Annotated in this window: 20 protein-coding genes and 1 pseudogene; 8 read left to right on the plus strand and 13 right to left on the minus strand. The window is 40.2% G+C overall.

Features of this window, described 5'->3' with window-relative positions:
• Window positions 1-4 precede the first annotated feature (4 nt).
• From MST17_RS12645 to MST17_RS12665, 5 genes are all read right to left on the minus strand, one after another.
• Window positions 5-1,144, minus strand: a complete 1,140-nt coding sequence (locus MST17_RS12645) for an ABC transporter permease (protein WP_180026724.1) — start codon at window positions 1,142-1,144, stop codon at window positions 5-7.
• Between the two features lie 7 nt (window positions 1,145-1,151).
• Window positions 1,152-2,090 carry an ABC transporter permease gene (locus tag MST17_RS12650; protein WP_078190067.1) on the minus strand — a complete coding sequence of 313 codons (939 nt, stop codon included), beginning with the start codon at window positions 2,088-2,090 and terminating at the stop codon, window positions 1,152-1,154.
• Between the two features lie 10 nt (window positions 2,091-2,100).
• Window positions 2,101-4,116 carry a M3 family metallopeptidase gene (locus MST17_RS12655; RefSeq protein WP_180026723.1) on the minus strand — a complete coding sequence of 672 codons (2,016 nt, stop codon included), beginning with the start codon at window positions 4,114-4,116 and terminating at the stop codon, window positions 2,101-2,103.
• A gap of 23 nt (window positions 4,117-4,139) precedes the next feature.
• The gene (locus MST17_RS12660) at window positions 4,140-5,903 is read right to left on the minus strand and encodes an ABC transporter substrate-binding protein (RefSeq protein WP_373685442.1); all 1,764 of its coding nucleotides are present in this window, start codon (window positions 5,901-5,903) and stop codon (window positions 4,140-4,142) included.
• Window positions 5,904-5,970: 67 nt separating this feature from the next.
• Complete coding sequence (locus MST17_RS12665) at window positions 5,971-7,695, minus strand: ABC transporter substrate-binding protein (protein ID WP_180026733.1); 1,725 nt, start codon at window positions 7,693-7,695, stop codon at window positions 5,971-5,973.
• A gap of 772 nt (window positions 7,696-8,467) precedes the next feature.
• Here MST17_RS12665 and MST17_RS12670 point away from each other — a divergent pair.
• From MST17_RS12670 to MST17_RS12690, 5 genes are all read left to right on the plus strand, one after another.
• Window positions 8,468-11,134, plus strand: coding sequence for a TonB-dependent receptor (locus tag MST17_RS12670; protein ID WP_168379578.1), 2,667 nt, complete (start codon window positions 8,468-8,470; stop codon window positions 11,132-11,134).
• Between the two features lie 148 nt (window positions 11,135-11,282).
• Window positions 11,283-11,981 (plus strand): energy transducer TonB, encoded by a 699-nt coding sequence (locus MST17_RS12675; RefSeq protein ID WP_180026721.1) that lies wholly within the window; start codon window positions 11,283-11,285, stop codon window positions 11,979-11,981.
• A gap of 37 nt (window positions 11,982-12,018) precedes the next feature.
• Window positions 12,019-12,894, plus strand: coding sequence for a MotA/TolQ/ExbB proton channel family protein (locus tag MST17_RS12680; protein WP_373685391.1), 876 nt, complete (start codon window positions 12,019-12,021; stop codon window positions 12,892-12,894).
• Between the two features lie 14 nt (window positions 12,895-12,908).
• Window positions 12,909-13,334: a biopolymer transporter ExbD gene (locus tag MST17_RS12685; protein ID WP_078190074.1), complete on the plus strand. Its 426-nt coding sequence runs from the start codon at window positions 12,909-12,911 to the stop codon at window positions 13,332-13,334.
• A gap of 18 nt (window positions 13,335-13,352) precedes the next feature.
• Window positions 13,353-13,766 (plus strand): biopolymer transporter ExbD, encoded by a 414-nt coding sequence (locus MST17_RS12690; RefSeq protein WP_078190075.1) that lies wholly within the window; start codon window positions 13,353-13,355, stop codon window positions 13,764-13,766.
• Window positions 13,767-13,870: 104 nt separating this feature from the next.
• On the opposite strand, the gene MST17_RS12695 is transcribed toward MST17_RS12690, so the two are convergent.
• From MST17_RS12695 to MST17_RS12720, 6 genes are all read right to left on the minus strand, one after another.
• On the minus strand, window positions 13,871-14,329 hold the full coding sequence (locus MST17_RS12695) for a nucleoside deaminase (RefSeq protein WP_180008179.1): 459 nt from the start codon (window positions 14,327-14,329) through the stop codon (window positions 13,871-13,873).
• A 39-nt stretch (window positions 14,330-14,368) separates the two neighbouring features.
• Window positions 14,369-15,013, minus strand: coding sequence for a dethiobiotin synthase (bioD, locus tag MST17_RS12700; protein ID WP_180026719.1), 645 nt, complete (start codon window positions 15,011-15,013; stop codon window positions 14,369-14,371).
• Entirely contained in the window at window positions 15,010-15,798 is a 789-nt protein-coding gene (gene bioC / locus MST17_RS12705) for a malonyl-ACP O-methyltransferase BioC (protein ID WP_180026718.1), read from the minus strand. Before bioC ends, bioD begins: the two co-directional genes overlap by 4 nt.
• A 7-nt stretch (window positions 15,799-15,805) precedes the next feature.
• Complete coding sequence (locus MST17_RS12710) at window positions 15,806-16,963, minus strand: 8-amino-7-oxononanoate synthase (RefSeq protein ID WP_180026717.1); 1,158 nt, start codon at window positions 16,961-16,963, stop codon at window positions 15,806-15,808.
• Complete coding sequence (gene bioA / locus MST17_RS12715) at window positions 16,960-18,252, minus strand: adenosylmethionine--8-amino-7-oxononanoate transaminase (RefSeq protein ID WP_180026716.1); 1,293 nt, start codon at window positions 18,250-18,252, stop codon at window positions 16,960-16,962. Before bioA ends, MST17_RS12710 begins: the two co-directional genes overlap by 4 nt.
• Window positions 18,253-18,338: 86 nt before the next feature.
• Window positions 18,339-19,100 carry a hydrolase gene (locus MST17_RS12720; protein WP_180026715.1) on the minus strand — a complete coding sequence of 254 codons (762 nt, stop codon included), beginning with the start codon at window positions 19,098-19,100 and terminating at the stop codon, window positions 18,339-18,341.
• Window positions 19,101-19,260: 160 nt separating this feature from the next.
• Between MST17_RS12720 and MST17_RS12725 the strand changes: the two genes are divergently transcribed.
• Complete coding sequence (locus tag MST17_RS12725) at window positions 19,261-19,827, plus strand: peroxiredoxin (RefSeq protein WP_180026714.1); 567 nt, start codon at window positions 19,261-19,263, stop codon at window positions 19,825-19,827.
• Between the two features lie 57 nt (window positions 19,828-19,884).
• Here MST17_RS12725 and bfr read toward each other — a convergent pair whose 3' ends face one another.
• Together bfr and rlmF are read right to left on the minus strand one after the other, a co-directional pair.
• The gene (gene bfr / locus MST17_RS12730) at window positions 19,885-20,349 is read right to left on the minus strand and encodes a bacterioferritin (protein WP_067762676.1); all 465 of its coding nucleotides are present in this window, start codon (window positions 20,347-20,349) and stop codon (window positions 19,885-19,887) included.
• A gap of 361 nt (window positions 20,350-20,710) precedes the next feature.
• Window positions 20,711-21,685 (minus strand): 23S rRNA (adenine(1618)-N(6))-methyltransferase RlmF, encoded by a 975-nt coding sequence (gene rlmF, locus MST17_RS12735; RefSeq protein ID WP_180026713.1) that lies wholly within the window; start codon window positions 21,683-21,685, stop codon window positions 20,711-20,713.
• A 425-nt stretch (window positions 21,686-22,110) separates the two neighbouring features.
• On the opposite strand from rlmF, the pseudogene MST17_RS12740 reads away from it, so the two are divergent.
• Together MST17_RS12740 and MST17_RS12745 are read left to right on the plus strand one after the other, a co-directional pair.
• Window positions 22,111-23,445, plus strand: a pseudogene (locus MST17_RS12740) (ISNCY family transposase).
• A gap of 333 nt (window positions 23,446-23,778) precedes the next feature.
• The gene (locus tag MST17_RS12745; RefSeq protein WP_257224017.1) at window positions 23,779-24,867 is read left to right on the plus strand and encodes an aldehyde reductase; all 1,089 of its coding nucleotides are present in this window, start codon (window positions 23,779-23,781) and stop codon (window positions 24,865-24,867) included.
• Window positions 24,868-24,891: the final 24 nt, after the last annotated feature.

Consider the following 24,891-nt stretch of genomic DNA (forward strand, 5'->3'; position numbering starts at 1 on the left):
CTCCTTATTTCAATTTTGGATCTAATGCATCACGCAATGCATCAGTAAACATTGAAAATGCCGTAACCAAAACCGCCATCGCTACAGATGCTGCGATAAGTTGCCACCATTTACCTAAAATCAATTCACTTTGTGCTTCATTAAGCATACTTCCCCATGACACAACCCCAACAGGAACACCAAATCCCAAGAAGCTCAAAATCACTTCTGACTTAATAAAGGCCACCACTAAAATCGAGATTTGCACCAATGCAATATGACTGACGTTCGGAAAGATATGCACAAAGATGCGTCGGAAATGACTCACCCCTATCGCTTTGGCAGCGAGTACATATTCACGCGAAGTATGTTTCATATACTCTGCGCGAATCAGACGATACACCCCCGTCCATCCAGTAAGCCCTAGAATGAGGACAATCGATAAGATCCCCTTTTGCTGTAGTACAGCAGCAATCGCAAGAACCAAGAGCAAATACGGAATCGAGGTAAAAATGTTATAGAACCAGTTTAAAATATCATCAACCCAACCACCAAAGTAGCCAGAAATTGCCCCTAAAATTGTCCCAATCACGACAGCAAGTAATGCAGCTACCACGCCAACAATAATAGATGTTTCAGCACCCTTAATGGTTTTTTGCAGGACATCCTGCCCCCATTTATCCGCACCAAACGGTAAAGTTTGTTTTAGCTCGCTTTGTTGATCTAACAAATGACCACCCAATTGCTGATCAATCGCCTTCATATCTTCTGCTAATGGATCGACAACGCCATAGTAGTCAATTGCATTGGTACCACCTTGCTCAGTCGCAATCTCTGCATTCAGTTCAGCAATTACATCCTTTAAAGGATCAACAGGATTTTCAGGCAATGCCATATCTTCTGCTGATGCTTTGGTTTTGGCTGTTTCATTGAGTTCCGCCCCAATAAAACTTGGAGGTGCATAACTAACTGCCACTTCTTTATTCCAATTGGATGCAACCACGCCTGTCATCGACAATAGCAACACCACGAAATAGCACAGTACAACGAACAACGACACCATCGCTAATTTATCGGCCTTTAGGCGTCGCATCGCCAACTTCCACAAGCCAGTCGATGCAGGTGTTGATGCCGTTGCTTTGGTCTTATTGAATATTCCTAGCATAGGCCACCTACTTCAACTGAACGCGAGGATCGACAAGTTTATAAATCAAATCCGCGATTAAGTTAAAAATCATTGTAGCCGCTGCAACGTAGACTGTAATCGCCTTAATGACAGGGAAGTCACTGCGCTCAACAGCAATAATGACTTCACGACCAATACCCGGAATACCAAAGAATCGTTCAATCAGGAAAGCGCCTATCAGCAGTGCTGGTAGACTCGACATGACATCGGTAATAATTGGAATTGAGGCGTTACGTAGTACATGTACACCTAAAATACGGCTTTCACCCACACCTTTCGCACGCGCAGTTCGAACATAGTCTTGATTGACTTCATCCAATACAAAACTGCGGTATAAGCGCAAAGTTGGCGCAATACTCACCACCAACATAATTAAGATAGGCAGTAAACCGTATTTAAATAAGTTTTCGCTAAAGTGATCACTCCAGCCTTGAACCGGAAACCAACTCAACTGATATGCAAAAACGTATTGGAAAACAATAATGTAAACCAAAATACTAATCGACATACCAATCGTACAAAGCATCATAATCATACGATCGGTTAATGTGCCACGAACTGAAGCCACAGCAAGTGCCAAACCAATTGAAATGATCGTTTGCAAAATAGTTAAAGGAATTAAAATCGTCAGTGATGGTCCTAGTCGGGTCAAAATAATATCTGACACCGACTCACCTGTACTCCAACTCATTCCATAATCAAAAGTTAAAATTTGCTTAATGAAGATCCACAATTGGACATAGTAGGGTTGATCAACCCCCAACTGTTGACGGATGTTTTCAATTTGCTCTGGGTTCGACATTTTGCCTGCTAAAATATAAGCAGGGTCCCCACCTACCCAATTAAATAAGAAGAATATGAGCAGAACAACCCCCAACATCGTTGGGATCATCTGCCATATACGCCGTATGATATATGCCAGCATAAAGTTGTCCTTACTTCACTCGTTGTCCAGTAATTTCATCAAAGAAAGCTTTGTTATCAGGTTTACGACCTAAGAAATCATGTACCAATTTTTCTGCTTCATATTGACCACCTTGCGACAAGATCGTTTTACGGTAGCGTTGTCCCACTTCAGGGTTATTTAGGTTATCTCCGAAAGCAGACAACATATCGAGTGCCATCACTTCAGACCACATATAGCCATAATAGCCAACTTGATAACCGCCCATGATATGGTTGAATTGTCCTGGGAATTCAGTGCTTGGGACATAGCCTAAAGCTGTCTCGCCTTCCATTTTCTTCCAAACATCTAAAGGTTTAACACTCAAAGCATCTGATGAGTGAAGTGCCATATCATATTTTGCATACAAGGCTTGACGTGCATAATGTAAACCACGTCCATAGCTATGAACTGCTTTTAATTTATTAATCAGTGCATCATCTACAGGTGGACACGCTGGATTACAGTAATTTGCGAGTGTAGATAAAGTTTCTTTACGACGCGCCCATTCTTCATACATTTGTGAAGGTGCTTCTACAAAGTCGCGCTCTACAGAAGTCCCCGATTGAGATGCATAGCGTGTATTCGACAAAATACCGTGTAAGGCATGACCAAACTCATGAACAAAGGTTTCAAGTTCATCACTATTTAGACCTTTACGGTTAAAGTTGGTCACCAAAGCAGAAATCGGTTTACGCTTAGTCAAGGTACTACCACCTTTTACGCCCCAAACAGCCGCATGACCGTACTTCCCTTCACGTGGGTATTTATCGATATATAAACCACCAAGCAGCTCACCGGTCTTTTTATCTTTTACATCATAATATTCAACTTCTGACTGCCAAACATCAACTTTCCCAGGCTTAAATTCAATGCCATAAAGGTCAGATGAAATGGCAAAAATCCATTCTTGAGATGCTTGGGTTGGGAAATAGTCACGCAATTTTTCTTGATCGATTTGATACTTTTCTTTGCGAAGTTTTTCACTCCAATAACTCTCACTCCAGCGATTGATTTCAGCTTTTTCGAGTGGAATTTTCAGGCTTTTCGCTTTGAACTCACGTAAAGTCTCAACTTCTTTTTTCTCTAAAGGTGCCACCGTTTGATGAACATCGGCTAAGAACTTATTCACTGTTTCAGGGTCTTTTGCCATACGGTGTTGCAACACCCATTCGGCATAGCTTTTTTTGCCAAAGAGCTGCGCAATTTCATAACGTAAATCCATTGCTTGCTTTAACAATACTAAGTTTTTCTCAGTACCACGACGCGTGAATGCAGTTTGGTAACGCTTACGCGCATCATCGCTTTCTGCGAGTTCCATAAATGGACGGTATTCTGGGTACTCAAAACCGAGCAAATAATTGCCCTTTTCATTTTTCTTTAAGCCCGAAATATAGCTGTCTGGCAAGCCTTTCAACTCCGCCGGTGTAAACTCCAGTTTTTCTTTATTATCTCGTACATTACGCGCATATTCTTGTTCAATTTTTGCCAATTCATCAAAGATAGCTTTCAAACGTGCACGTTTTTCAGGTGTAAATTGCACCCCTGTATTTTCAAAACCATCCAAGATGTCTTGACGCATTTTTTTATCAATTTCGTCATTGGTTTTGAGTTTTTTAATTTGCTCATAAAGTTTTGGATTTTGATAAACCGAAGTTTGAAACTCCATAATTTTAATTTCACAATCTTCCGCAGCCTTACGTAAAGCCTCATCAGGATCGACGTTGCTATATAGTCCGATTGGTCCATAAAAATCTTCAAATTTGGCAAAAATTTGATCCCACTCCGCCAAAACAGGTGCTGCTTTTGCATTATTTTTTATCTTTTTTTGCTCAAATGCCGCTAAATCTGTTTTCACTTGCTGAATTTTGGCATCACACAGCGCAGGTATTTCTTTGGCTTGGAACTTTGGCAAAGTACTCCGTATTGAATCTTCGGCTTGAACGAATTGGCTAGCGCCGATCATCAACATACTGAGGGTGGTGAGTTTCAAAGCTTTATTTTTCATAATTTCTCCAGTTTTGTTCCATTTTATTTTTTCGGGTCAATATCGATGTACATCCATTCTGTTGCCAAAATTGGATGCTTTTTATAACCAATCACGCGTGGTTGCGACAACACACTACGGTAACGTGCATAATTAATTTGGACAGGCATGTACACTTCTAATATGCGTGACATTTTCCGATAGACTGCATCACGCTCCGGTCCCGGTTTCATACGCTGCGTCTGTTCATATAAACGGTCGTATTCAGGAATTTTTGAACAGCCGTTGTTGGTGACATTGATATTTTTGCCATAGAACAATTGCATAAAATTGTCTGCATCTGGATAGTCTGCGATCCATGCAGATGCTTTAAACATGGTTTTACACTGTTTTTCGGCTTTTAACGCTTCTGCAAATGGCATCGACTTTGTTGTCATTTTAATTTTAATGCTATCTAAAGTTTTCTTCCAAAATTCGCCCAACTGCTGACTACGGCTACTATTGCCCGATATCGTCATTTCAATCGTAAGCGGTTTACCATTCGGTTGAGTACGCCAGCCATCTGCGCCGACTTTATAGTTATAACGATCGAGCAATAAATTTGCCGCTTTAACTGAGTATGGAATACTCGACTTATAATTCGGGTCATAGCCGACAACACCGAGTGGAATTGGGCTTTGTAATTTTTGTGCATCACCATTCATCAAAATTTTGATTTGATTATCTGCTGAATAAGCCATCGCCATTGCACGACGTAATGCAATTTTTTCTTTACTAAAACCTCCAACCACAGGGTTTTGCATATTCCAATAGTGATAGTCGATAGAGGGATCAGAAATCCGCGACATTTGGATACCTTTTTTAGCCAACTCAGGCTTTAGCTCTCCATCTTTTAAGGCTTGTACCGACAAATCTCCATCGAGCACCAACAAATCAGCTTCATTTTTTGCAAAGGTCAACCAACGTGATTGTGATTCTTCCATCACCTGAATATCAATCACACCAATTTGTGGCATTTTTTTGCCTTGCATGGCTTTTACGATCTTTTCATCTTTGGCATCTGATGCCTTGAAGTCCCAGACAAAACCACGATAGTTGGGATTGGCCTTTAAAATAATTCGTGAGCCAGGTGTCCAGCGCGTCAAAATATATGGCCCTGTACCCACCGGTTTACCCATCACAAAACCCGCTTTGTCTCGATATTTTTCGACCACTTCACGTGCCATAGCCGATGCAGGTTGATGAGCCAATAACATTGGAAAGTTTTGATCTGGAGAATTTAAACGAATGACAAGGGTATAACGATCAGGAGTTTGTATGCCTTCAATTGGTGCATCATAGTCAAACTTACCTGTTTTTTTCGCCTTATCTAAAACCTTCTCCATGCCTAAAATGCGGCCATCGAGTAGCCAACTGTTTGGTGAGCGAAGTTGTGGATCGACTAAACGTCTAAAGGTATATGCATAATCAGCCGAGGTTAACTCTCTTTTCTTGCCCTTAAATACAGGATCATCAGCAAAATAAATGCCTTTTTGCAGGCGAATGGTATAAGTCAAACCATCTGCACTGATTTCTGGCATCGCAGCCGCCGTTTTAGGAACCAACTTTGCCGGTGATGCTAAATAATCATAGGTATATAAGGTTTCAAAGATTGAGGTATTCACATGTGCAGAATACAGATCATGTACGCCAACTGGGTCAAAACCTGTTTCTGCGACAGGGAAAATATGACGTAAAACTTTATTTGGATCTGCTGGATTCTTTGCCAATGCTAATGTCGGCATCGCACTGAACAACACTCCCCCCATCAAACACGCTGTAGCAAATTTGGTTAGCGTAAAATTCGAATTTCGCTTCATTGTAATCCTGACTCAATTATTTTTTACTAGGCTGAATATCGAGATATTGCCAACTGGTGTTCATCATTGGATGTGTTTTATACCCCTGAATTTCAGGGTGAATTAACCAATTACGAATCCGTGTAGAATGAATAATCCAAGGGTTATCCGCTTCAATTTGACGGTTCATTTTTTCATAAAAAGGTTCACGATCTTTAGGTTTCAACACAATTGCTTGTTTATATAATGCGTCATAAGCTTTAGATTGATAACAACTTAAATTCCCTTGTCCTGAGTTTGGCCCATATAGTAATTGAGCAAAGTTCTCCCCTTCAGGATAATCTGCAATCCACGCTCCAGACCACATCATATATTTACATTGCATCGCTTCTTTTAAATTATCAGCAAAGTTACTGACCTTAAACTGTACCCGTATCCCAATGGCATCGAGATTTTTTTTCCACAACTCAGACTGGATTACAGACTTTGAGCTATTTTCAGTATTAATTTTGAGGGTTAAAGGCTTGCCATTTGGCAAATTTCGGTATCCATCTGCAGCCTTCTTGTAACCAAACCGATCCAGTAACTTATTCGCTAACAATGGGTTATAACCAATACTGCTCTTATAATTTGGATTAAATCCACTGACCCCTTCAGGTAAAAACATTTCAGCTTTTACTGCTTGTCCTTGATATAACTGTTTAATAGATTCTGCTTGGTTATAAGACATGCTAATTGCACGACGCAAAGCAATTTTTTCCAAACTTGTCCCACCTACAATAGGATCTTGCATATTGAACATGGTATAGGTGATTTCTGCATCTTTGTTTGGATAAAGTTTGATTCCCTGCTTTTGCATATCAGGTTTAAGCTTATTTCCATCTAAAGCCTGAGGTACTGCATTTGATGTCAATTTATCAAAATTCAGCTGCCCTGTTTTAAATGCTAACCACCGTGACTGTTCTTCTTCAATAATACTGACGGAAACTTTGCCGATTTGCGGCATTTTCTTCCCGTTCATTTCTTTAACTAACTGATTGTCCCAAGCTGTGCCTGTCGATTTAAAATTCCAGACAAAACCACGATAATTCGGGTTTGCAACCAGTTCGATCTTGCTACGTGGCACATATTTACTGAGCTGATACGGTCCCGTTCCCACAGGATGCTGTGCAATTTTATTGCCATAAAATTCAACAACTTCTTTTGAAATTGCACCAAACGTAACATAGGCCAAAATATATTGAAAATTATAGTCAGGGCGCGTCAAAGTAATTTGCAAAGTATAAGGATCTATCGCTTTTAGGCCGGCAATAGCCGCATTGTAATTAAATTTTCCTGACTTCTTTGCATCCGCAACGACCGCATCCCCTCCTAAGATTTTGCCATCAATAAATGAATAGGTCGGAGAACGGTTAGCTGGATCTAAAATTCGTTGAATCGCGTAAATGTAATCTTGCGCAACTAGCTCGCGTTTTTTTCCCTTAAAGGCTGGATCATCTGAAAAATGGATGCCTCTTTTGATTTTGAAGGTATAGACTTTTCCTTCTTGTTCAATCTTTGGCATCGCTTCAATGGTATTTGGAACAAGAACAACAGGACGTGCTAGATAGTCATATTTCAATAAGGGTTCAAAAATGGCTTCCGCAATATTGCCACTATAATAATTATAGGTTTTGACCATATCAAAACCATCATCAGGTGCTTCAAATGCAATATTTAAAACTTTATTCGATTGTGCAGAAGCTTGAACCTCGGCCATCATCCCTGTTGAAATTAATAATGCAAGGAGCGCTATTTTAAATTTTCTAGTTTCCAAACCTTTTCCTTTCTGATGATTTTTTAATAATACAAAGCCGCAAGCAGACTTTAAATAAAGCCACCCTCACTAAAATAAAACAATCTAGTTTAAATTGAGTTTTAAACGTAGAACTTAATACAGCAATTAATATAAAGCGAAATTCATGCCACCACTCCTTGGTTGAAAGTTATCTGAATTAAATATCCTTTTAAATTCATTTTTTAAGATAAATTTATACTAATAGCGACTTTCCGAGTAAAGCTCGTTTTTATCAAAAATTCAACTCTTGGATGTGTACTCATCCATGCACATTCTGCACAAATATAATACATTCCTGATTCATAATGGATCATGTTCAGATGAAATGACAGACAACAGACAACTAAGCCACTGAATTTATGGTTTTTATTTTTTATTTATTTCTCTTATTAGCCTTATAAATCAAACACATAAATATGAATTAAATCACACTTTTTATGGTTTAATTTGCACCTAATCATGTTTTTAAATTTTTTTTTGATCAAATGTTAAATTCCCAACAAACCCCAATCAAAAGGATAATTTTAAAAAATATACTTACCGTTCATCTTAAATTTCTCCAATTTAAAATCAATAATGTAGATATTTATCAGTATTTTATATTTGAAAATAAAATTTAAATATAAATATGGCACTTGAATTGCTTAAAAAGAATCAAGCAATATCGCTAACTACAACAAAAAGGAATACTTTTACTATGAAAGAGAAAAAAAATGCTAAATCTGTGGGGGGCACACCATTTAGCAAAACAATACTTAAATTAAGTACTCTTAGTTTAAGTATGCTGTGTTTATCTTTAGCGCATGCAGCAGATAATACGGACGAAGAAGAGAAAGCTCAGCCAAAAGTAGCTAAAGTGACCGTAACAGGCTCTTCAATTAAAGGGGTAGCAGCACAGAGTGCATCACCAATTACGGTGATTAAAGCTGAAGAATTAATTAAACAGGGTGTTACCACTGTGGAAGAAGCGATGAATAAAGTCAGTGCTAACCAGGCTGGCTTTGTGACTTCCCAGAATATTGGTAAAAGTAATACCTCTGGTTCTTCAGCAAATTTACGTGGTATTGGTACCGATAAAACACTTGTCCTTTTAAATGGTCGCCGTCTGGCAAATAGTCCATTCAGTACTTCAGAAGTCAATTTGAATATCATTCCATTGGCAATGGTAGACCGCGTCGAAGTCCTACGTGATGGTGCATCTGCCGTTTATGGTGCAGATGCAATCGCAGGTGTAATCAACTTTATCACTAAAAAACAATATACAGGCGCTGGTATTAGCGGAGGTATATTTGCACCTGAAGAAGCTGGAGGCGATAAAAAGGACGTCTCTATTTTTGGTGGTTATGGCGATTTAGATGAACAAGGTTTTAATGTCTATGGTGTTATCGATTATCGTAAAACCGACCCAATCTGGGCTAAAGATCGTAAAGTCAGTAAACGTGGCGGTTTAATTCCTGAACTCGGTATGGCAATTGGATCGACAGCTGGATTCCCTGCAAATATCGGTGATTCAGGCGTTGGTATTGTTAACCCGTATATCAACGATAACTGTAATAATGCACCAAATACATTTGTCTCTGGTACACGCTGTTTACTTAATACCCAAGCATTGATTGGTATTATTCCGGAAGAAGAAACACTATCTGCTCTTGGTAAAGCTACAATTAAAATCAATGACAATATCAATGCTGTTGCTGAATACATCTATACAAAAAGCGAAGTCACCACTTCTATTGCTCCAGATGTTTGGGGTGGTAGCCTAACTATTCCGAATACAAGTAAATACTACCCTGGCAATGGCATAACTCCAGGTATAACTGGTTTAAAAGATGATGAAGCTGCCCTTTATCTTCGTTCTCAAGCTGGTAATCGTGTATCACACACCATTAATGAATCGAATCGTGTCTTTGCCGGAATTGAAGGTGAAGCTTTAGGCTGGGATGTGAATGCTGGGGTGACATATGCCAAAGGTGAATCAAGTGACAGCTTCAAGAGCGGCTATCTCAACATGGAGAAAGTACAAGATGCGCTGAATGATGGAACACTTAATCCATTTGGTGCGCAAGCACCTGAAGATGCAGGGAAATGGTCGACTTTTGATGTTAGAGGTAAAACAAACGTCGCGAGTTTAGAATCAACTTCTGTTGACTTCACAATTAGCCGACCAATTTTCGAACTACCTGCGGGTGAAGTTGGTTTTGCATTCGGTGGTAGTTTCACTAAGCAAGATTGGGAGGCTAAAGTAAACTCACCGATTGTCGCTTTAGTTCCTGGTAGTGGTATAGACCCTGATAAACCAATCAGTAAAGGTGATCGTGAAAATACAGCATTCTTTACAGAATTCCACATTCCGATTTTACCAACCTTAGAAGCTCAACTTGCAGCGCGTTATGATGATTTCAGTGATTTCGGCGATACATTCAACCCGAAAGTTTCATTACGTTGGGAACCGACAAAGCAATTGATGTTCCGTTCGTCATATAGCACTGGTTTCCGTGCCCCAAGCCTTTGGGAAATCAACGCTCCACAAAGCGAAACATACACTAGCGCCAGCTTCGACAATCCAAGATTTTGTGATGCTGAGGGCAAGCCAAATGATGTTAACTACGCCGACCAATGTGGTATGCAATTCAAACGCAAGCAAGGTGGTAACCCAGATCTTCAACCTGAAGAATCAACATCATATACAGCTGGTTTCGTCTTTGAACCAATCAAAAACTTAGTCTTTACTGCTGATTACTACAATATTGAAATTGAAGATCTTGTTGGTTCAATTACACCTGACATGATTTTCGACAATCTTAGTCAATACGGTAACTTAATTGTATATGCACCAGATGGCCGAATTCAGTATTTAAATACAACACTGCAAAACATGGGTGGTTTAAAAACTTCTGGTGTTGATTTAAGTCTAAATTATCAAACTCCAAATACACCTACAGGACGTTGGGGCTTCGGTATTGATGGTACTTATGTCATCAAAATGGATTACCAAACTGAAAAAGGCGGTGAATGGGAAGGCTTAGTCGGTGTTTATGATGACCCTGCAGTTGTCCGCTGGAAACATACGGCCAACCTAAATTGGGCATATGAAAACTGGGGATTGCGTTTCGAACAACAATTCACCCGCGGTTATGAAGACGCATCTGAAACTCGTGATGTTGCTGACTATACCTTGTATAACGTTGCAGGTACTTACAAAGGCTTTAAAAATCTAGAGCTTACAGCAGGTATCAAAAATATGTTTGATGCCGAGCCAGCTGCATCTGACGCAAAAAACAATGCACAGTATGGTTATGACCCTCGCTACAGCGATCCAACAGGACGTACTTACTTTGTACGTGGTACATATAAATTCTTCTAAAACATAACTTTGCTAACACGGTTACTCGTCTAACCGTGTTAGTAGCGTTAATTTATTTAATTAGTCAAACATAAAAAATGCAAAAAACACTTATATCTCAAGTGCCAATTTCACTATTGATTGTTTGTCTCACATTTCAGGAGTAGTAATGGGCAAAAGCTTTTCCGAATTAGAAAATAATTCCGGCAAACGCCTGATCGGAATTGGGGCAGTCATTCTTCTGCATCTCATTGTACTCTACGGATTAATTACTGGCCTGTCCAAAAAAGGTGAGAAAACTGTAGAAGAACCTGTTGAATTAATCATTATTCAAGATAAAAAACCTGAGCCAGAAAAACCGAAACCAATTGAAAAACCACCTGAATTACCAAAACTCGTTAAGGAAGTGCTCAAAACACCAGACCCTCAACCTGAACAAAAGGTTGTTGAAAAAGCTGCACCAACACAAACAGTGAAAGCCGTTTCAACACCTACGCCTACAGCCTCTCCATCTCCTAGCCCTGTTGCAGCACCTGCACCAATCGCTGCGGCAGCACCCGCTCCTGCCCCTGCTCCAAAACCAGCTGGGGAAACACGTGGTGCATCTGAGGGTAGCGTTGGATGTAAAGAACCAGATTACCCTCGTGAAGCTGCAATGGCAGAAGAAGTAGGAACTGTCCGCATCTCTGTATTGGTTGGGCCTGACGGCAGTGCGAAACAAGTGAAGGTCAAAAAATCGAGTGGTACTAAATCTCTAGATAAGGCTGCTAGCAAAGCATTCAGCTTATGTACATTTAAGCCTGCACTCAAAAATGGTGAGCCAGTTGAAGATTGGTTTGATATTGAATACGAATTTAAACTTGATTAATGAATCTACAAAAATTTGGAGAATATGAATGAATAAAATGATGAAATCAGCACGTATTTTTGCATCAGCAACTGTATTAGCAACAACTACATTACTCCCGCTTCAATCTGTATTTGCTGAAGAATCTGCAACACCGCCAAGTATGGTTAAAGTCGAAATCAGTGAAGATAAAATTCAAATTACCGATGATGGAACACACACGCCACCACCAAAACCAGCAGCAACCCAAGAAGTCCACAACCCGTATGGCTTAGAAGCACTATGGCGTGAAGGTGACATCGTTGCTAAATCGACACTCTTTATCTTGGTCCTGATGTCGATTGGAACTTGGTACATCATGGTCACTAAATTTATTCAACAAGCTAAAATTAAGCGCCAAGGCAAAGAAGCTGAAGCTAAATTTTGGGATGCAGCTTCAATTGATAGCGCTGCAGAAACCTTAGACGAATCGAGTGCATACCGCTTTATTGCAGAAAAAGGCATTAATTCAACCAAAAAACACGGCGGTAATCTGCTGGAACGTATTGACTTCAACACATGGGTAACTATTTCAATCCAGCGTGCTATCGATAAAATTCAAAGCCATTTAAGTGGTGGATTAGCTTTCCTCGCTACTGTAGGTTCGACTGCACCATTTGTGGGTTTATTCGGTACAGTTTGGGGTATTTACCATGCTTTAACGGCAATTGGTATTTCAGGTCAAGCATCTATTGATAAAGTTGCAGGCCCAGTCGGTGAAGCCCTAATTATGACGGCAATTGGTTTGGCTGTAGCAGTACCTGCGGTTCTTGGCTATAACTGGTTAACACGTCGTAATAAAGCAGTTCTAGATAATGTTCGTACCTTTGGTTCAGATCTACACACCGTACTTTTAAGCGGTGAGATCAAAAACAATAATAACGACACAAAATAAGAGAGGCATCAGCCATGGGAATGATGGTCAATTCAGATGGTGACGAAGATGATGTAATTTCAGCCATTAACACAACACCTTTGGTTGATATTATGTTGGTGCTGCTCATTATTTTCTTAATTACAGTACCTGTTGCAATCCATACAGTTCCGGTGAAGTTGCCTGAGGAAAAGAATACGCCTTATGAAACTAAACCGATCAATATTCAGATTGCTGTCAATAAAAATGGCGATATCTTCTGGAATGAAAAATACATTGCAGATAAAGATACGCTGATCAGTCGACTACAAGCGGAAGCTAAAAAGCGTCCGCAACCTGAAGTTCATATCCGTGGCGATCAGGTGACAAAATATGAAGCGATTGATGAAGTCATTAGTGCAACACAAGCAGCAGGAATTGGCAAAATTGCTTTTGTCACCACCCCTGTTGCCGCACCATAATCGGATGAGGGACAAGGTATGGGAATGAATGTCGGTTCCGATAAAGACGATGATGTTATGTTGGACGTCAACATGACGCCATTGATCGATGTGATGTTGGTTTTGCTCATTATGTTTATTATCACAATTCCAATTCCAAATAACTCGATCAATATTGATTTGCCAAACGGTACGCCACCGCCAACCAATGAAAAGCCGCCTGAGCCGGTCACTTTACGGATTGATGCGCAAGGTAAATTATTTTGGAATGGTCAACCCGTTGCCAATAAGCAAGCTTTAGAAACACTTTTTGCTGGTGTTGCACAACAAGCAGATCAAGATACGATCAAAGTGCAACCTGACAAAATGACAGAATATAAAGATGTCGCTATGGTGATGGCAGCAGCACAACGTTTGAATGTCAAAAAAATTGGGGTCTCAGCAAATCAATAATTGCTCCCCAACAAAAAAAGCCAACTGATCACCTCAGTTGGCTTTTTTAATTCTTCACAGAAATCTATACAGTTAGTGACTCAGAAAGAAACTCTTAGTATTTATTAAGTATTTTTCTGCTTCCAAAATTCATATAGCTCATGATCACAATTTGGCTTTAACTGACTAAAACTCAACCCTTGCTGTTCATGAGGTTCATGTCTTAATTTTTCGGCAATCTCTGCTGTAGATAAGCCATAGGCTTCTGCATCAGCATTTGAATAGGCATACACAATTTTTTCAACTCCAACCATTCGCAGAGCTGCCAAACACATTGGACACGGTTGTCCGCTCGCATAAACGACACAGTCCTTCAAAGACGTCGTATTTAAATTTTGTGCGGCTTGTCTTAATGCATTTAACTCGGCATGAGATGTCGGATCGCCTGAGATTAATATTTCATTCACCCCTGTACTCACCACAGCACCATGCTTAACGATCACAGCACCAAATGGTCGCCCACCTTGCTCAATATTTTCTTTCGCAAGTTGAATCGCAAGTTCTATAAACGCATGATCCGTCATAATTACACCCAATCATTGTCAATATATAGAGTTAGCCCATTATGCCAATACAGGAACATCAATCCATAACGCCTCTGGAAAGAGTTTGGCTAAATATGCTTTTAAATATTCAGCAGTATCTTTAGAAATCAATGCATCTTGCGATTCATCATTTAAATTATAAGCCAGTGCATAAAGCGCCAAGCCACGACTTTTTAGTGCTTCCAAACTTAAAATCGTATGGTTAATGCTGCCCAAACGCCCCGAAGTCACCAAAATAACGGGATATTGCTTCTCTACAACATAGTCGATGGTTAAAAGGTCCGTAGTCAATGGCACCATCAACCCTCCCGCACCTTCGAGTAAAACGTTGTCATATTTTTCAGTTAAACGTTTTGTCGCGTATTCAATTTTAGCAAAATCAATGTCACGTCCATCGAGTTTGGTGGCGAGATGTGGCGACGCAGGATAACTAAATATTTCAGGCATCGTAAGTTTGGTTTCATCTTCGACCAACAACCCTGTACCCATAATTTGACGATGTTGTTCTATATCCTCAGAAATATCGACATTGCCTGTTTGGATCAACTTTTGCGTGATCGTTCGCGCCCCTTGTTCATTCCATATTTTAGCCAAATAGCCCGTGGTATATGTTTTACCGATGCCTGTATCGATCCCACTAATGAAATAAACTTGCCCTGTCATGGCATTCTCCGTGCAATACAAAAAATCGGATGATAGGTCAGTGTATAACGCATCTGCCCAGATTCATCACGCAAAGAAAACTGTTGATATGCTGAATAAAAATCAAAGAGCGATTGTTTCGTCCAACGAAAATGTGAGGCTGTCGCAGTCACACCTGTCGCTTTTAAATGCTGCAAAACCTGCTTTGGATGATCAAAATATAATGCCGCTGTCTGCTCTGAAAGATGCAGAATTTCAAAACCATTTTGACTTAATATAGCTTGAAGCATGTCGATATCGAGGTAGTCCAAACCCTGCCCAGTCAAAGCTTTTATTTCCTGTAAATTCTGCTGTCCAAAGGTCGAAAAACAAAAATATGCCTCTGGATTTAAACTTTGAAAGGCTTTTTCGACAATGCCCGCAAAGTTCCCTACCCATTGCAAAGCCGAACTCGATGCGATCAAGTCGATATGCTGTGGAAATTCAAGTTGTTCGATATCTCCAAGTCTGTACTGAATCTGTGGACTTGACGGAAAATGCTGTTGAATTTCTGCATATAGATCATTTAAAACCATACGATTGATTTGCATATTTTCCAGCATTAAATGGCTTAAATTCCCCGAGCCACATCCAATTTCAAAAAGCGTTTCCACAGGATGATTTTGCAACTTTGGATAATACTGCTGCATCAACTCAAATAAATGTTGAGCAATCTCTTTTTGTGCTACGGCATGTTCAGCATAGCTGTGCCCTGCCTGAGCAAAGCGTAACGCCACTTGGGATTTATCAATCTCAAAATTATTCACAAGTCACTCACAACAATTGAGTCAACTGATCAAGATCTGTTTGTGCAATCTGAGCAGTGAGTGAAATGCGTAAGCGCGAACTATGCTGCGGCACAGTGGGTGGACGTACAGGCATGATATAAAAACCTGCCGCTTGCAAAGCTTGAGCCTTAGCAACAGTTTTATTCGACTCGCCAATAATGACGGGCACAATATGTGATGTAGATGGACAATCAAAACCTTGGGATTGCACCGCTTGTTGCAAATTTTGACTGATTTGCTGTAAATGGTGACGCTCTGCTTTTAAATTTAAAACGTTCTTGAAAATAAAATCTGTCCACACCATACAGATCGGGGGCTGTGCAGTACTAAAAATCAACGGTCGCATCGAGTTAATCAAATAGTCACGAATAATCGAATGACAAATGAGATACCCCCCTATTGAAGCCAGTGCTTTACCAAATGTACCGACTAAAAGATCAATATCATCCATCACCTGATATTGCTCAGCACAGCCTAAACCACGCTCACCGCGCACACCGATTGCATGCGCCTCATCGACATACAACATCACTTTGGAAAATTGTTTTTTGATCCGTACCAATTCAGCCAAATCAGTTTCATCACCATCCATACTGAAAATCGATTCAGTCACCACAATGATCCGCTCAAAAGCCTCATCTTCATGGTATTTACATAAAAGCTGAAATAGATGCGCCAAATCATTATGGCGATAACGTACATATTTCGCACTCGATAATCGGATGCCATCAATCATACTGGCATGAATCAGCTTATCCGCCAATATCAAGGTTTTACTGTCTGCCAGTGCAGGTAAAATCCCGATATTCATGTGATAGCCGCTGTTAAATAACAGTGCTGATCGGCCATGAAAGGCATCACTTAATGTTGATTCAAGTTGCTCATATTCTGGAAAATTCCCCGTCAGCAACCGCGAAGAGGATGAACTCATCCAACGCTGTGCGTTCGGGGTTTCATCAAAAAATTGTTCACGTAGATGTTGGTTTGAAGCCAAACCTAAATAGTCATTTGACGCTAAATTCAACATGTTGTGATCGTGAATACTAATGTAACGATCGTGCTGATGATTTGAAGTGAACTGACGTAAGTTGCCTTGCTGTTTTAGTTGATCAAGTTGATCTGAAAAATGGTTGAGCAGATTCATGCTGGCTGCTCCATGTTTTTCACCACCTCAACCATTTGTTCTAGCAAAATTTTTAATTCATGCTCAGAAATAATATATGGCGGCATCACATAAACTAGCTTACCGAATGGACGAATCCAAATGCCACGACGGACAAACTCCTGTTGTAGCATTTTCATATCTACATTGAAGGTCAATTCCACCACACCAATAGCACCAAGTATTCGCACATCTTTGACATGTTCAAGCGATGAAAGTGCTAGTAAATGAAACTTCAATTGAGTTTCGATACGTCGAATATTGGCTTGCCAATCTTGAGAAAGCAGCAGTTCGGTACTTTTTACAGCCACAGCGCAAGCCAAAGGATTTGCCATAAAGGTTGGGCCATGCATAAACACGCCGGCTTCGCCTTGGCTAATCGTATTTGCGACTTTCTGCGTAGTCAGGGTTGCAGACAAGGTCATATAACCGCCTGTCAGCCCTTTACCAATACACATAATATCTGGCTCGACTGCAGCCCATTCCCAAGCAAAGAGTTTTCCTGTTCGCCCAAAGCCAGTCGCAATCTCATCAAAGATCAGCAAGATATTGTATTGCTTGCAGAGTAATTTAGCTTGACGCAAATATTCAGGATGATAGAAACGCATACCTCCTGCGCCTTGTACAATCGGCTCAAGAATCAATCCCGCAATATTTTCATGCTGTTCAATCAGAGTCTTTTCTAGTTCAGCAATATCCGCTGAATTCCACGCTTGGTCAAAGCCAATTTGCGGCGCAGGAACAAAAATTCGATTTGGCAAACTTGGGCCAAAAATTTGATGCATCCCTGTCACGGGATCACACACAGACATCGCATTCCAAGTGTCGCCATGATAGCCAGAACGTGGAGTGACAAAATTGGTTTTATTCGGTTGATGCAAAGACGCCCAATACTGCACTGCCATTTTCAAGGCTACTTCGACAGCAACCGAACCTGAATCGGCAAAGAAGATTTTATCTAAACTGGGCGGGGTGATTTTTAACAGTAATTTAGCCAGTTGAATCGCGGGATCATGTGTCAATCCACCAAACATGATATGAGACATCTGTTGCAGTTGATCGGTCACAGCTTGATTTAGCTCAGGATGGTTATAACCATGAATCGCACACCACCATGAAGACATACCATCAATCAATTGACGACCATCTTCAAGCTCAATCATCACCCCTTGCGCACGTTTCACTTTAAACGTTGGAAGGGGCTGAGTCATCGATGTATAGGGATGCCAAATATGCTGCTGATCAAATTGTAGATCGGTTAAATTGGCCATCCCTCACTCCATGTATCAGGCTAAAACATCAATGTGGCAAGATGTTAAACCCACGGCAATAAAAAATAAATTGCCATAAAGCCCAGCTAGTCAGAGATTTGTTCTATTTTCTTTAAATATTGGCATATTTTGCAACTTATGACTTCAGATTGAAACAATGGAAAGCCATGTGAGCCAGAAACCAATTCTGTCTCCAAAAACTTTACAGCCAAATTACGCAATAATCGCTCAACTTTGTAACTAACCAAATAATCTTGCTTAGCAAAAATATGGTATTGATGACCTGTGTAGTTTTTCAAGATACTGACATTATTGAGCTTCTCCAAACAATTCAATCCAGCTCGAAGCACATCTAAATTTTGCGCTTGAATCAAACTTTGCAAGATGATGAAATCTTGCTTGGTGCTATCAGTACCCTGACAAACCATATAACCAAACTTCTTTAAGGTAGAAATCGCATCCTGCTCGAAAGATTGTTTGAAGCTTTGAAAACTGACTTGATCCATCGCAGCAGGCCACTGTTCATCAGCCACAAAACTTGGATTTGAGCCTAATGTGATCAGCACTTTCTGTTGTTGATATTTTTTTTGAATTTCATCTACCAAAATCGTCGCCAATTGACCACCAAGAGACCAGCCAATAATCACATCAAATTGCTGCGCAAATTCAACTTTCTGTTCGAGCACTTCTAAATTTAAGGCATCAAAAATATTCCATAATTCAACCTGATAACCTTGTGCGATCAATGCCTGCTGTAAAGGAGCAAGTAATTTACGACCGCCGCCCCAGCCAGTAATAAGTAAAATATGTTGATTCAATACAAACTCTAAAATTAAACGATTCCACATAGTATAAAAGTTCAAAGCAAGTTTGATAGTGGCATTTCAGCACATCAACCGATTTGCCAAAAGACATTCGCAATCGACTTCAATAAATATAAAATCAGCCAGCCTACAGCGCTTTAAAATTTGTTAAGATCGAATAAAGAACAATATAAACTGATGCTCTATGAAAGTTTCTTCATTGCTTAAAATCTGTTTAATGACATGTGCTTTAATAGCAACGACCCAAATCACAGTTGCCGAAACATCAATACTCAGCACCAGTCAAAACAAACAAAAACAATGGGTTGGCACACCCGCACCCAACTTTAAATTGCAAGATCAAAATGGAAAATGGCACGAACTGAAGCAATATCAAGGGAAATGGCTCGTTCTGTACTTTTATCCCAAAGACAACTCACCCGGTTGTACAGAAGAAGCCAATCAATTTAAAACCCTATATCCACAATTTTTAAAAACTAATGCGGTTGTTTTGGGCGCAAGCTTAGATGATGTTGCATCACATCAAACGTTCTCTAAAGCACTCGGACTTCCCTTTCCAATTCTTGCCGACCTCCAACATAAGCTGGCGACACAGTTAGGTATTGTACGAAACTTAGGGATTTTGAAAGTTGCCAAACGTGAAACCTTTCTCATTGATCCGAAAGGCATTATTGTTTATCACTACACCAGTGTGAATACACAGACACATGCGGCGCAAGTCTTGGCAGATATTAAAAAACTACAACAATAGTTTTCATGGCCCAATAAAAAACCCAGCAGAAGCTGGGTTTTTTGGATATTTTTTAAATTACATTTGAGACTGAATATAGTTTGGTAGACCAATAAGTTCGATCAAACGCATTTGCTTTTCAAGCCAGTAAGTATGATCTTCTTCAGTATCTGACATTTGCTGACGGAGCATATCACGGGTCACATAGTCACCCTTTTCTTCACACAATTTTACGCCTTGTGCAAGTTTCTCACGAACATGATATTCAAGCGCCAAATCCGCTTTTAAACAAGTCACAACGTCTGTACCGACTTCAATATCATCACGATTCATATTCGGCGTTCCTTCAAGGAACAATACGCGCCGAATCAATGCATCTGCATGTGAGCCTTCTTCTTGGCTTTCATGATCGATACGTTCAAAGATTTTACTTAAGCCCCAATCTTCATACATACGGGAATGAATTAAGTATTGATCACGAGCAGCCAGTTCGCCACCGATCAGCATATTTAAGTAGTCTACGACTTCTGGATTGCCACGCATTTTCTTCACTCCATACCCTTTTCAAATATTATGGACAAGTTTCAAAATGAATGCAAAATATAATTTTTGTAAGTTTATGATTTATATAAAATTTAAATGATAAACATACGCATTTGCAGTTCAATTCCGCGCATTTTTCACATATAAAAGAAGCCCTTGCAGAAAATTTAAGGCATTTAGAACACGAAATAATCAAAAATCGCTGGATGCTGTTTTTTGTAACAATTAACAATGCGTCTTGTTTAGCAAAAATATCTCCTGATTGATTCAACACACTGAGCTTATCGCTATGGGAAACTTTATATTGATGCCCTATGCATTGCTGTCAAAGACAAGGCGAAAATCTCCAACGAAGACAGACTTAAGCTGAAGTCCAACTTGCATTCTTCCACGCTTGCTGTTGCCTTAAATCTAGAAAAGTCCAAGCGACAAAACGGCTTTCTTTTTGTCCCTGCGTCATTTTAATGGTTTTCACATCCACTGCGCCGCTCTTCGCTAAGGCCTTTAAAAGCACGGGCAATGTTGTTTTCTTGGAAACCAGCGTACTAAACCAAAGGCATTGCTCAGCAAAATGAATACTCTCTTGCACCATTTGGCAGACAAATCGTTCTTCACCACCATCACACCAGAGTTCGTTCTTTTGACCACCAAAGTTCAATACCACCTTGGTCCGATTAACTGGCTTACCCAGTTTTCTTAATTTTTGCGTTGCTGTCGCGTTGGCTTCATCTTGCGAGGCATGAAATGGTGGATTACACATGGTCAAATCAAAACGATCTGAAGGTTTAATCACACCATTGAAAATATTGCTCGCTGTCTTCTGCAATCGAATCTGAATCCCTTTACGCAGATTCGGATTGGCCTCCACAATAAATTGAGCACTTTTAACCGATGCAGCATGTATGTCTGAGCCGACAAATTTCCAACCATAGCTCCGATGACCAATGATCGGATAAATACAGTTCGCGCCAACCCCAATATCTAAGACTTGAACGGCGTGTCCAGTTGGAATCTGCCCTTTATTGTTTGCACTCAACAGGTCAGCTATATAGTGGATATAGTCCGCTCTACCCGGAATAGGTGGGCAAAGATAATCTTGAGGAATATCCCAATATTGAATGCCATAAAAATGCTTGAGCAATGCTTTGTTGAGCATTTTCACAGCGTGCGGATCAGAAAAATCTACCGATAAATCATTATATTTATTTGGGCTGACAAAAGGCGCAAGTTCCGGACAACTCTTGATTAACTGCGGAAAATCGTAACGACTGCGATGCAGATTTCGTGCATGTAGTTCCGATTTTTGTTGCGGAAAAGATTTCTTTGCTTGCGCCATATGAATGCCAATAATCAACGGGAGAACAGAATCATCTGATAAGGCAGGATCTATACCTGCAAATTAATCGATATTGTACGTGAATTTAACTGACAATGACGCCCCAATCCTTTTATTTGCCTATCTGCAAAATCCATAACCACTTGGAAGCCTATTCTTATTTTATCTGGACATTTTTGTTTGCTATAGCATTCAATCTCATTAAACAAAACTGTGAAACATTACTCAAAATTTAAGCATGGAACGGAAAGAATCTCGTAAAAAGCCCAATCACACATGATTGGGCTTTTTACATCAAGATAAAATCTTGTAATTTAAAGATAAATAAAAAGATGTTAGAAACCATTTAAAGTGTCTGTATTCTCACCAATAAAAATGTTTAGTCTATGATGTACATCAACATCATGGACCGGATATAATTTGAGATGCTGATCACTATGTCTGACAAGGAAATACAACGTCTTGCAGTTCTACAAGACGTTCGCGATCGACGTATTACACAAGTCCGTGCTGCTGAAATCCTGAATCTTTCTACCCGCCAAATTACCCGATTATTACAGAAGCTAAAGCAAGACGGTGTTTCAGGCCTGACACATGCCAGTCGTGGTCAACCTGGCCATCGTCGCCATGATGAAGCCGTAAAGTCTGAATGCCTTTCCATTATTTCTGAACATCTGCTGGGCTTTGGCCCAACCTTGGCTCATGAGAAGCTGATGAGCATGTTTGGTCTGAATATTCCTGTGGAAACGGTTCGTCGCTGGATGACTGCCAATGAGCTCTGGATTCCGCGATCCAAGCGTCTGAAACGGCCATATCAGCCTCGATATAACCGGGATTGCTTCGGTGAGTTGATCCAGATTGATGGTTCATATCATGACTGGTTTGAAGGACGAGCCGCCAAATGCTGCTTGCTGGTTTATATCGATGATGCCACTGGAAAGCTGTTGCATCTGCGCTTTTGTGAGGCTGAAACAACCTTTGATTATATGCTTTCAACCCGAGCCTACATTGAGCAATACGGCAAGCCGTTGGCCTTTTATAGCGATAAACACTCGGTATTCCGAGTCAATCAGAAATCCTGCCAAGACAGCAAGATCACGCAATTTGGGCGGATCCTCAACGAGTTAAACATTGATATTATCTTTGCCAACTCACCGCAGGCCAAAGGTCGTGTGGAACGTGCCAACAGGACACTTCAGGATCGTCTGATCAAGGAGATGCGTCTGGAAGGCATCAGTTCGATTGCCGAAGCCAATGCCTGACTACCCTGCTTCATTGAGCAGTTCAATCAGAAGTTTGTCAAGTGTGCGAGAAATTCCAAGAACTTACATCGCCCTTTAACAGAGTTTGATGCTGAACTGGAGGATATTTTCACCTGGCAAGAACCGCGTAAGGTCACGAAGAACCTGACCATCACGTATGACAAGTGTATTTATATACTTGAGCCAACAGCACTGAATCATAAGCTTGTTGGGCAATACATTTCATTTCTGGAGTATCTGGATGGCACTGTAGCGATCATGCATGAAGGACGGAAGATCAACTATAGCACCTTCAATAAACTGGCTGGACTACAGCAAAATGCAGTTGTTGAGAATAAAAGATTAGGTTCGGTTCTGGCCCATATCCAGCAGCAACATGAGGAGTTGGAGAAACAGAATAAACGTTCCCGTCTCAAGAAAAGTATGCCGAGTCGTAAAGCTCAGAAAGCTGTTATTGAACAAAGATATTTAAATCCTGTTCTTGACTCTTGCAGTTAAAAACAGGACATTTTAAATGGTTTATCGCATAGACATTTTAATTGGTGAATAGCAGAAGAAGCTTAGACCGAAGATCTAGGCTTTAAATTAAAGCGTACTAGTTAGATATGACTCTTTGTCCATTTATTTGTGAGATTTTGCGTCCGTAATCATAAGAATATACATCTATCCAACATTCATCCCATATTCGCATTTTTAAAATCAATAAAAAATTACTTTTACAGCATTTAATGCATTCTCTGCTGAATTTAGAGCGTATTAAACCCAATCATCAACATATATTTTTTCAAATCAATCAAAGACAAAACCAAATATTCTCAATATGATAAAAAAATGCGTCAATTAAAGTTGAAGAATATGAATAGCAAGACAACAAGACAGATACTCGTCACAGGCGCGACAGGCTATATTGCCAGTTGGGTCATTAAAAACTTACTTGAATTAGAGCATACAGTACATGCCACTGTTCGCGATCTCAATAAAACATCAGGTTTTGCACACCTCGAAAAAATTGCAGCTGATACAACTGGCACTTTAAAACTGTTTCAAGCCAATTTATTGGATGAGGGTGCATTTGATTCAGCCATGCAAGGTTGTGACATTGTGATCCACATGGCATCTCCATTTGTAGTGACCAACTATAAAGACGCGATTAAAGATATTATTGAGCCGGCCATTTTAGGTACTGAAAATGTGCTCAACAGTGTCAATAAAACTGAATCAGTAAAACGTGTTGTCGTGACTTCAAGCATCGCATCAACCTATGGTGATGCCATTGATATTCTACAGACCGAGCATAATGAATTTGATGAGTCTCACTGGAATACCTCCAGTTCAGAAACTCATCAGCCTTATCCATATTCAAAAGTAATGGCAGAGCGCAAAGCGTGGGATATGCAAAAAGCACAAAACCGTTGGGATCTGGTTTGTGTCAATCCAGCATTGGTCATGGGGCCATCTTTAACTGCGTCAACACAGTCAGGAAGCGTTGAAGTGCTACAACAGTTTGCCAATGGTATAACTTTGGCCGGTGTTCCACCAATGTGGAATGGTATCGTCGATGTTCGCGATGTTGCCGATGCGCACGTACAAGCAGCTCTCAATCCCGCAGCAAGCGGACGTTATATTATTAGTGGTGGAACACTAAGCCTATTAGACATGGGCAAATTATTACGCGCACATTTTGGGAATAAATTTCCATTTCCGCGCAATACCTTACCGAAGTTTGCCTTTAAGACATTTGGCCCTCTTGCCGGCTTCCCACGTAAATTTGTTGAACTCAATATGGGTTACCCAATTTACTTTAATGCAGATAAGAGCAAGAAAGAATTAGGGATCGAATACCGTGATATTCAAAACAGTGTGGTTGAGCATTTCCAACAACTCCTCGATGATGGTGTGGTGAAGCAATATATTCCGTGAATCCCTCATCAACAAAAAAAGCCA

Source organism: Acinetobacter sp. YH16056_T (assembly GCF_024605895.1).
GTDB lineage: Bacteria > Pseudomonadota > Gammaproteobacteria > Pseudomonadales > Moraxellaceae > Acinetobacter > Acinetobacter amyesii.

Bases quoted from the DNA above. Each gene is read 5' to 3' on its own strand.
- MST17_RS12645 (WP_180026724.1), bottom strand. From the start codon at position 1,144: ATGCTAGGAATATTCAATAAGACCAAAGCAACGGCATCAACACCTGCA.
- MST17_RS12650 (WP_078190067.1), bottom strand. From the start codon at position 2,090: ATGCTGGCATATATCATACGGCGTATATGGCAGATGATCCCAACGATG.
- MST17_RS12655 (WP_180026723.1), bottom strand. From the start codon at position 4,116: ATGAAAAATAAAGCTTTGAAACTCACCACCCTCAGTATGTTGATGATC.
- MST17_RS12660 (WP_373685442.1), bottom strand. From the start codon at position 5,903: ATGGGGGGAGTGTTGTTCAGTGCGATGCCGACATTAGCATTGGCAAAG.
- MST17_RS12665 (WP_180026733.1), bottom strand. From the start codon at position 7,695: ATGATGGCCGAGGTTCAAGCTTCTGCACAATCGAATAAAGTTTTAAAT.
- MST17_RS12670 (WP_168379578.1), top strand. From the start codon at position 8,468: ATGAAAGAGAAAAAAAATGCTAAATCTGTGGGGGGCACACCATTTAGC.
- MST17_RS12675 (WP_180026721.1), top strand. From the start codon at position 11,283: ATGGGCAAAAGCTTTTCCGAATTAGAAAATAATTCCGGCAAACGCCTG.
- MST17_RS12680 (WP_373685391.1), top strand. From the start codon at position 12,019: ATGATGAAATCAGCACGTATTTTTGCATCAGCAACTGTATTAGCAACA.
- MST17_RS12685 (WP_078190074.1), top strand. From the start codon at position 12,909: ATGGGAATGATGGTCAATTCAGATGGTGACGAAGATGATGTAATTTCA.
- MST17_RS12690 (WP_078190075.1), top strand. From the start codon at position 13,353: ATGGGAATGAATGTCGGTTCCGATAAAGACGATGATGTTATGTTGGAC.
- MST17_RS12695 (WP_180008179.1), bottom strand. From the start codon at position 14,329: ATGACGGATCATGCGTTTATAGAACTTGCGATTCAACTTGCGAAAGAA.
- bioD (WP_180026719.1), bottom strand. From the start codon at position 15,013: ATGACAGGGCAAGTTTATTTCATTAGTGGGATCGATACAGGCATCGGT.
- MST17_RS12710 (WP_180026717.1), bottom strand. From the start codon at position 16,963: ATGAATCTGCTCAACCATTTTTCAGATCAACTTGATCAACTAAAACAG.
- bioA (WP_180026716.1), bottom strand. From the start codon at position 18,252: ATGGCCAATTTAACCGATCTACAATTTGATCAGCAGCATATTTGGCAT.
- MST17_RS12720 (WP_180026715.1), bottom strand. From the start codon at position 19,100: ATGTGGAATCGTTTAATTTTAGAGTTTGTATTGAATCAACATATTTTA.
- MST17_RS12725 (WP_180026714.1), top strand. From the start codon at position 19,261: ATGAAAGTTTCTTCATTGCTTAAAATCTGTTTAATGACATGTGCTTTA.
- bfr (WP_067762676.1), bottom strand. From the start codon at position 20,349: ATGCGTGGCAATCCAGAAGTCGTAGACTACTTAAATATGCTGATCGGT.
- rlmF (WP_180026713.1), bottom strand. From the start codon at position 21,685: ATGGCGCAAGCAAAGAAATCTTTTCCGCAACAAAAATCGGAACTACAT.
- MST17_RS12745 (WP_257224017.1), top strand. From the start codon at position 23,779: ATGCGTCAATTAAAGTTGAAGAATATGAATAGCAAGACAACAAGACAG.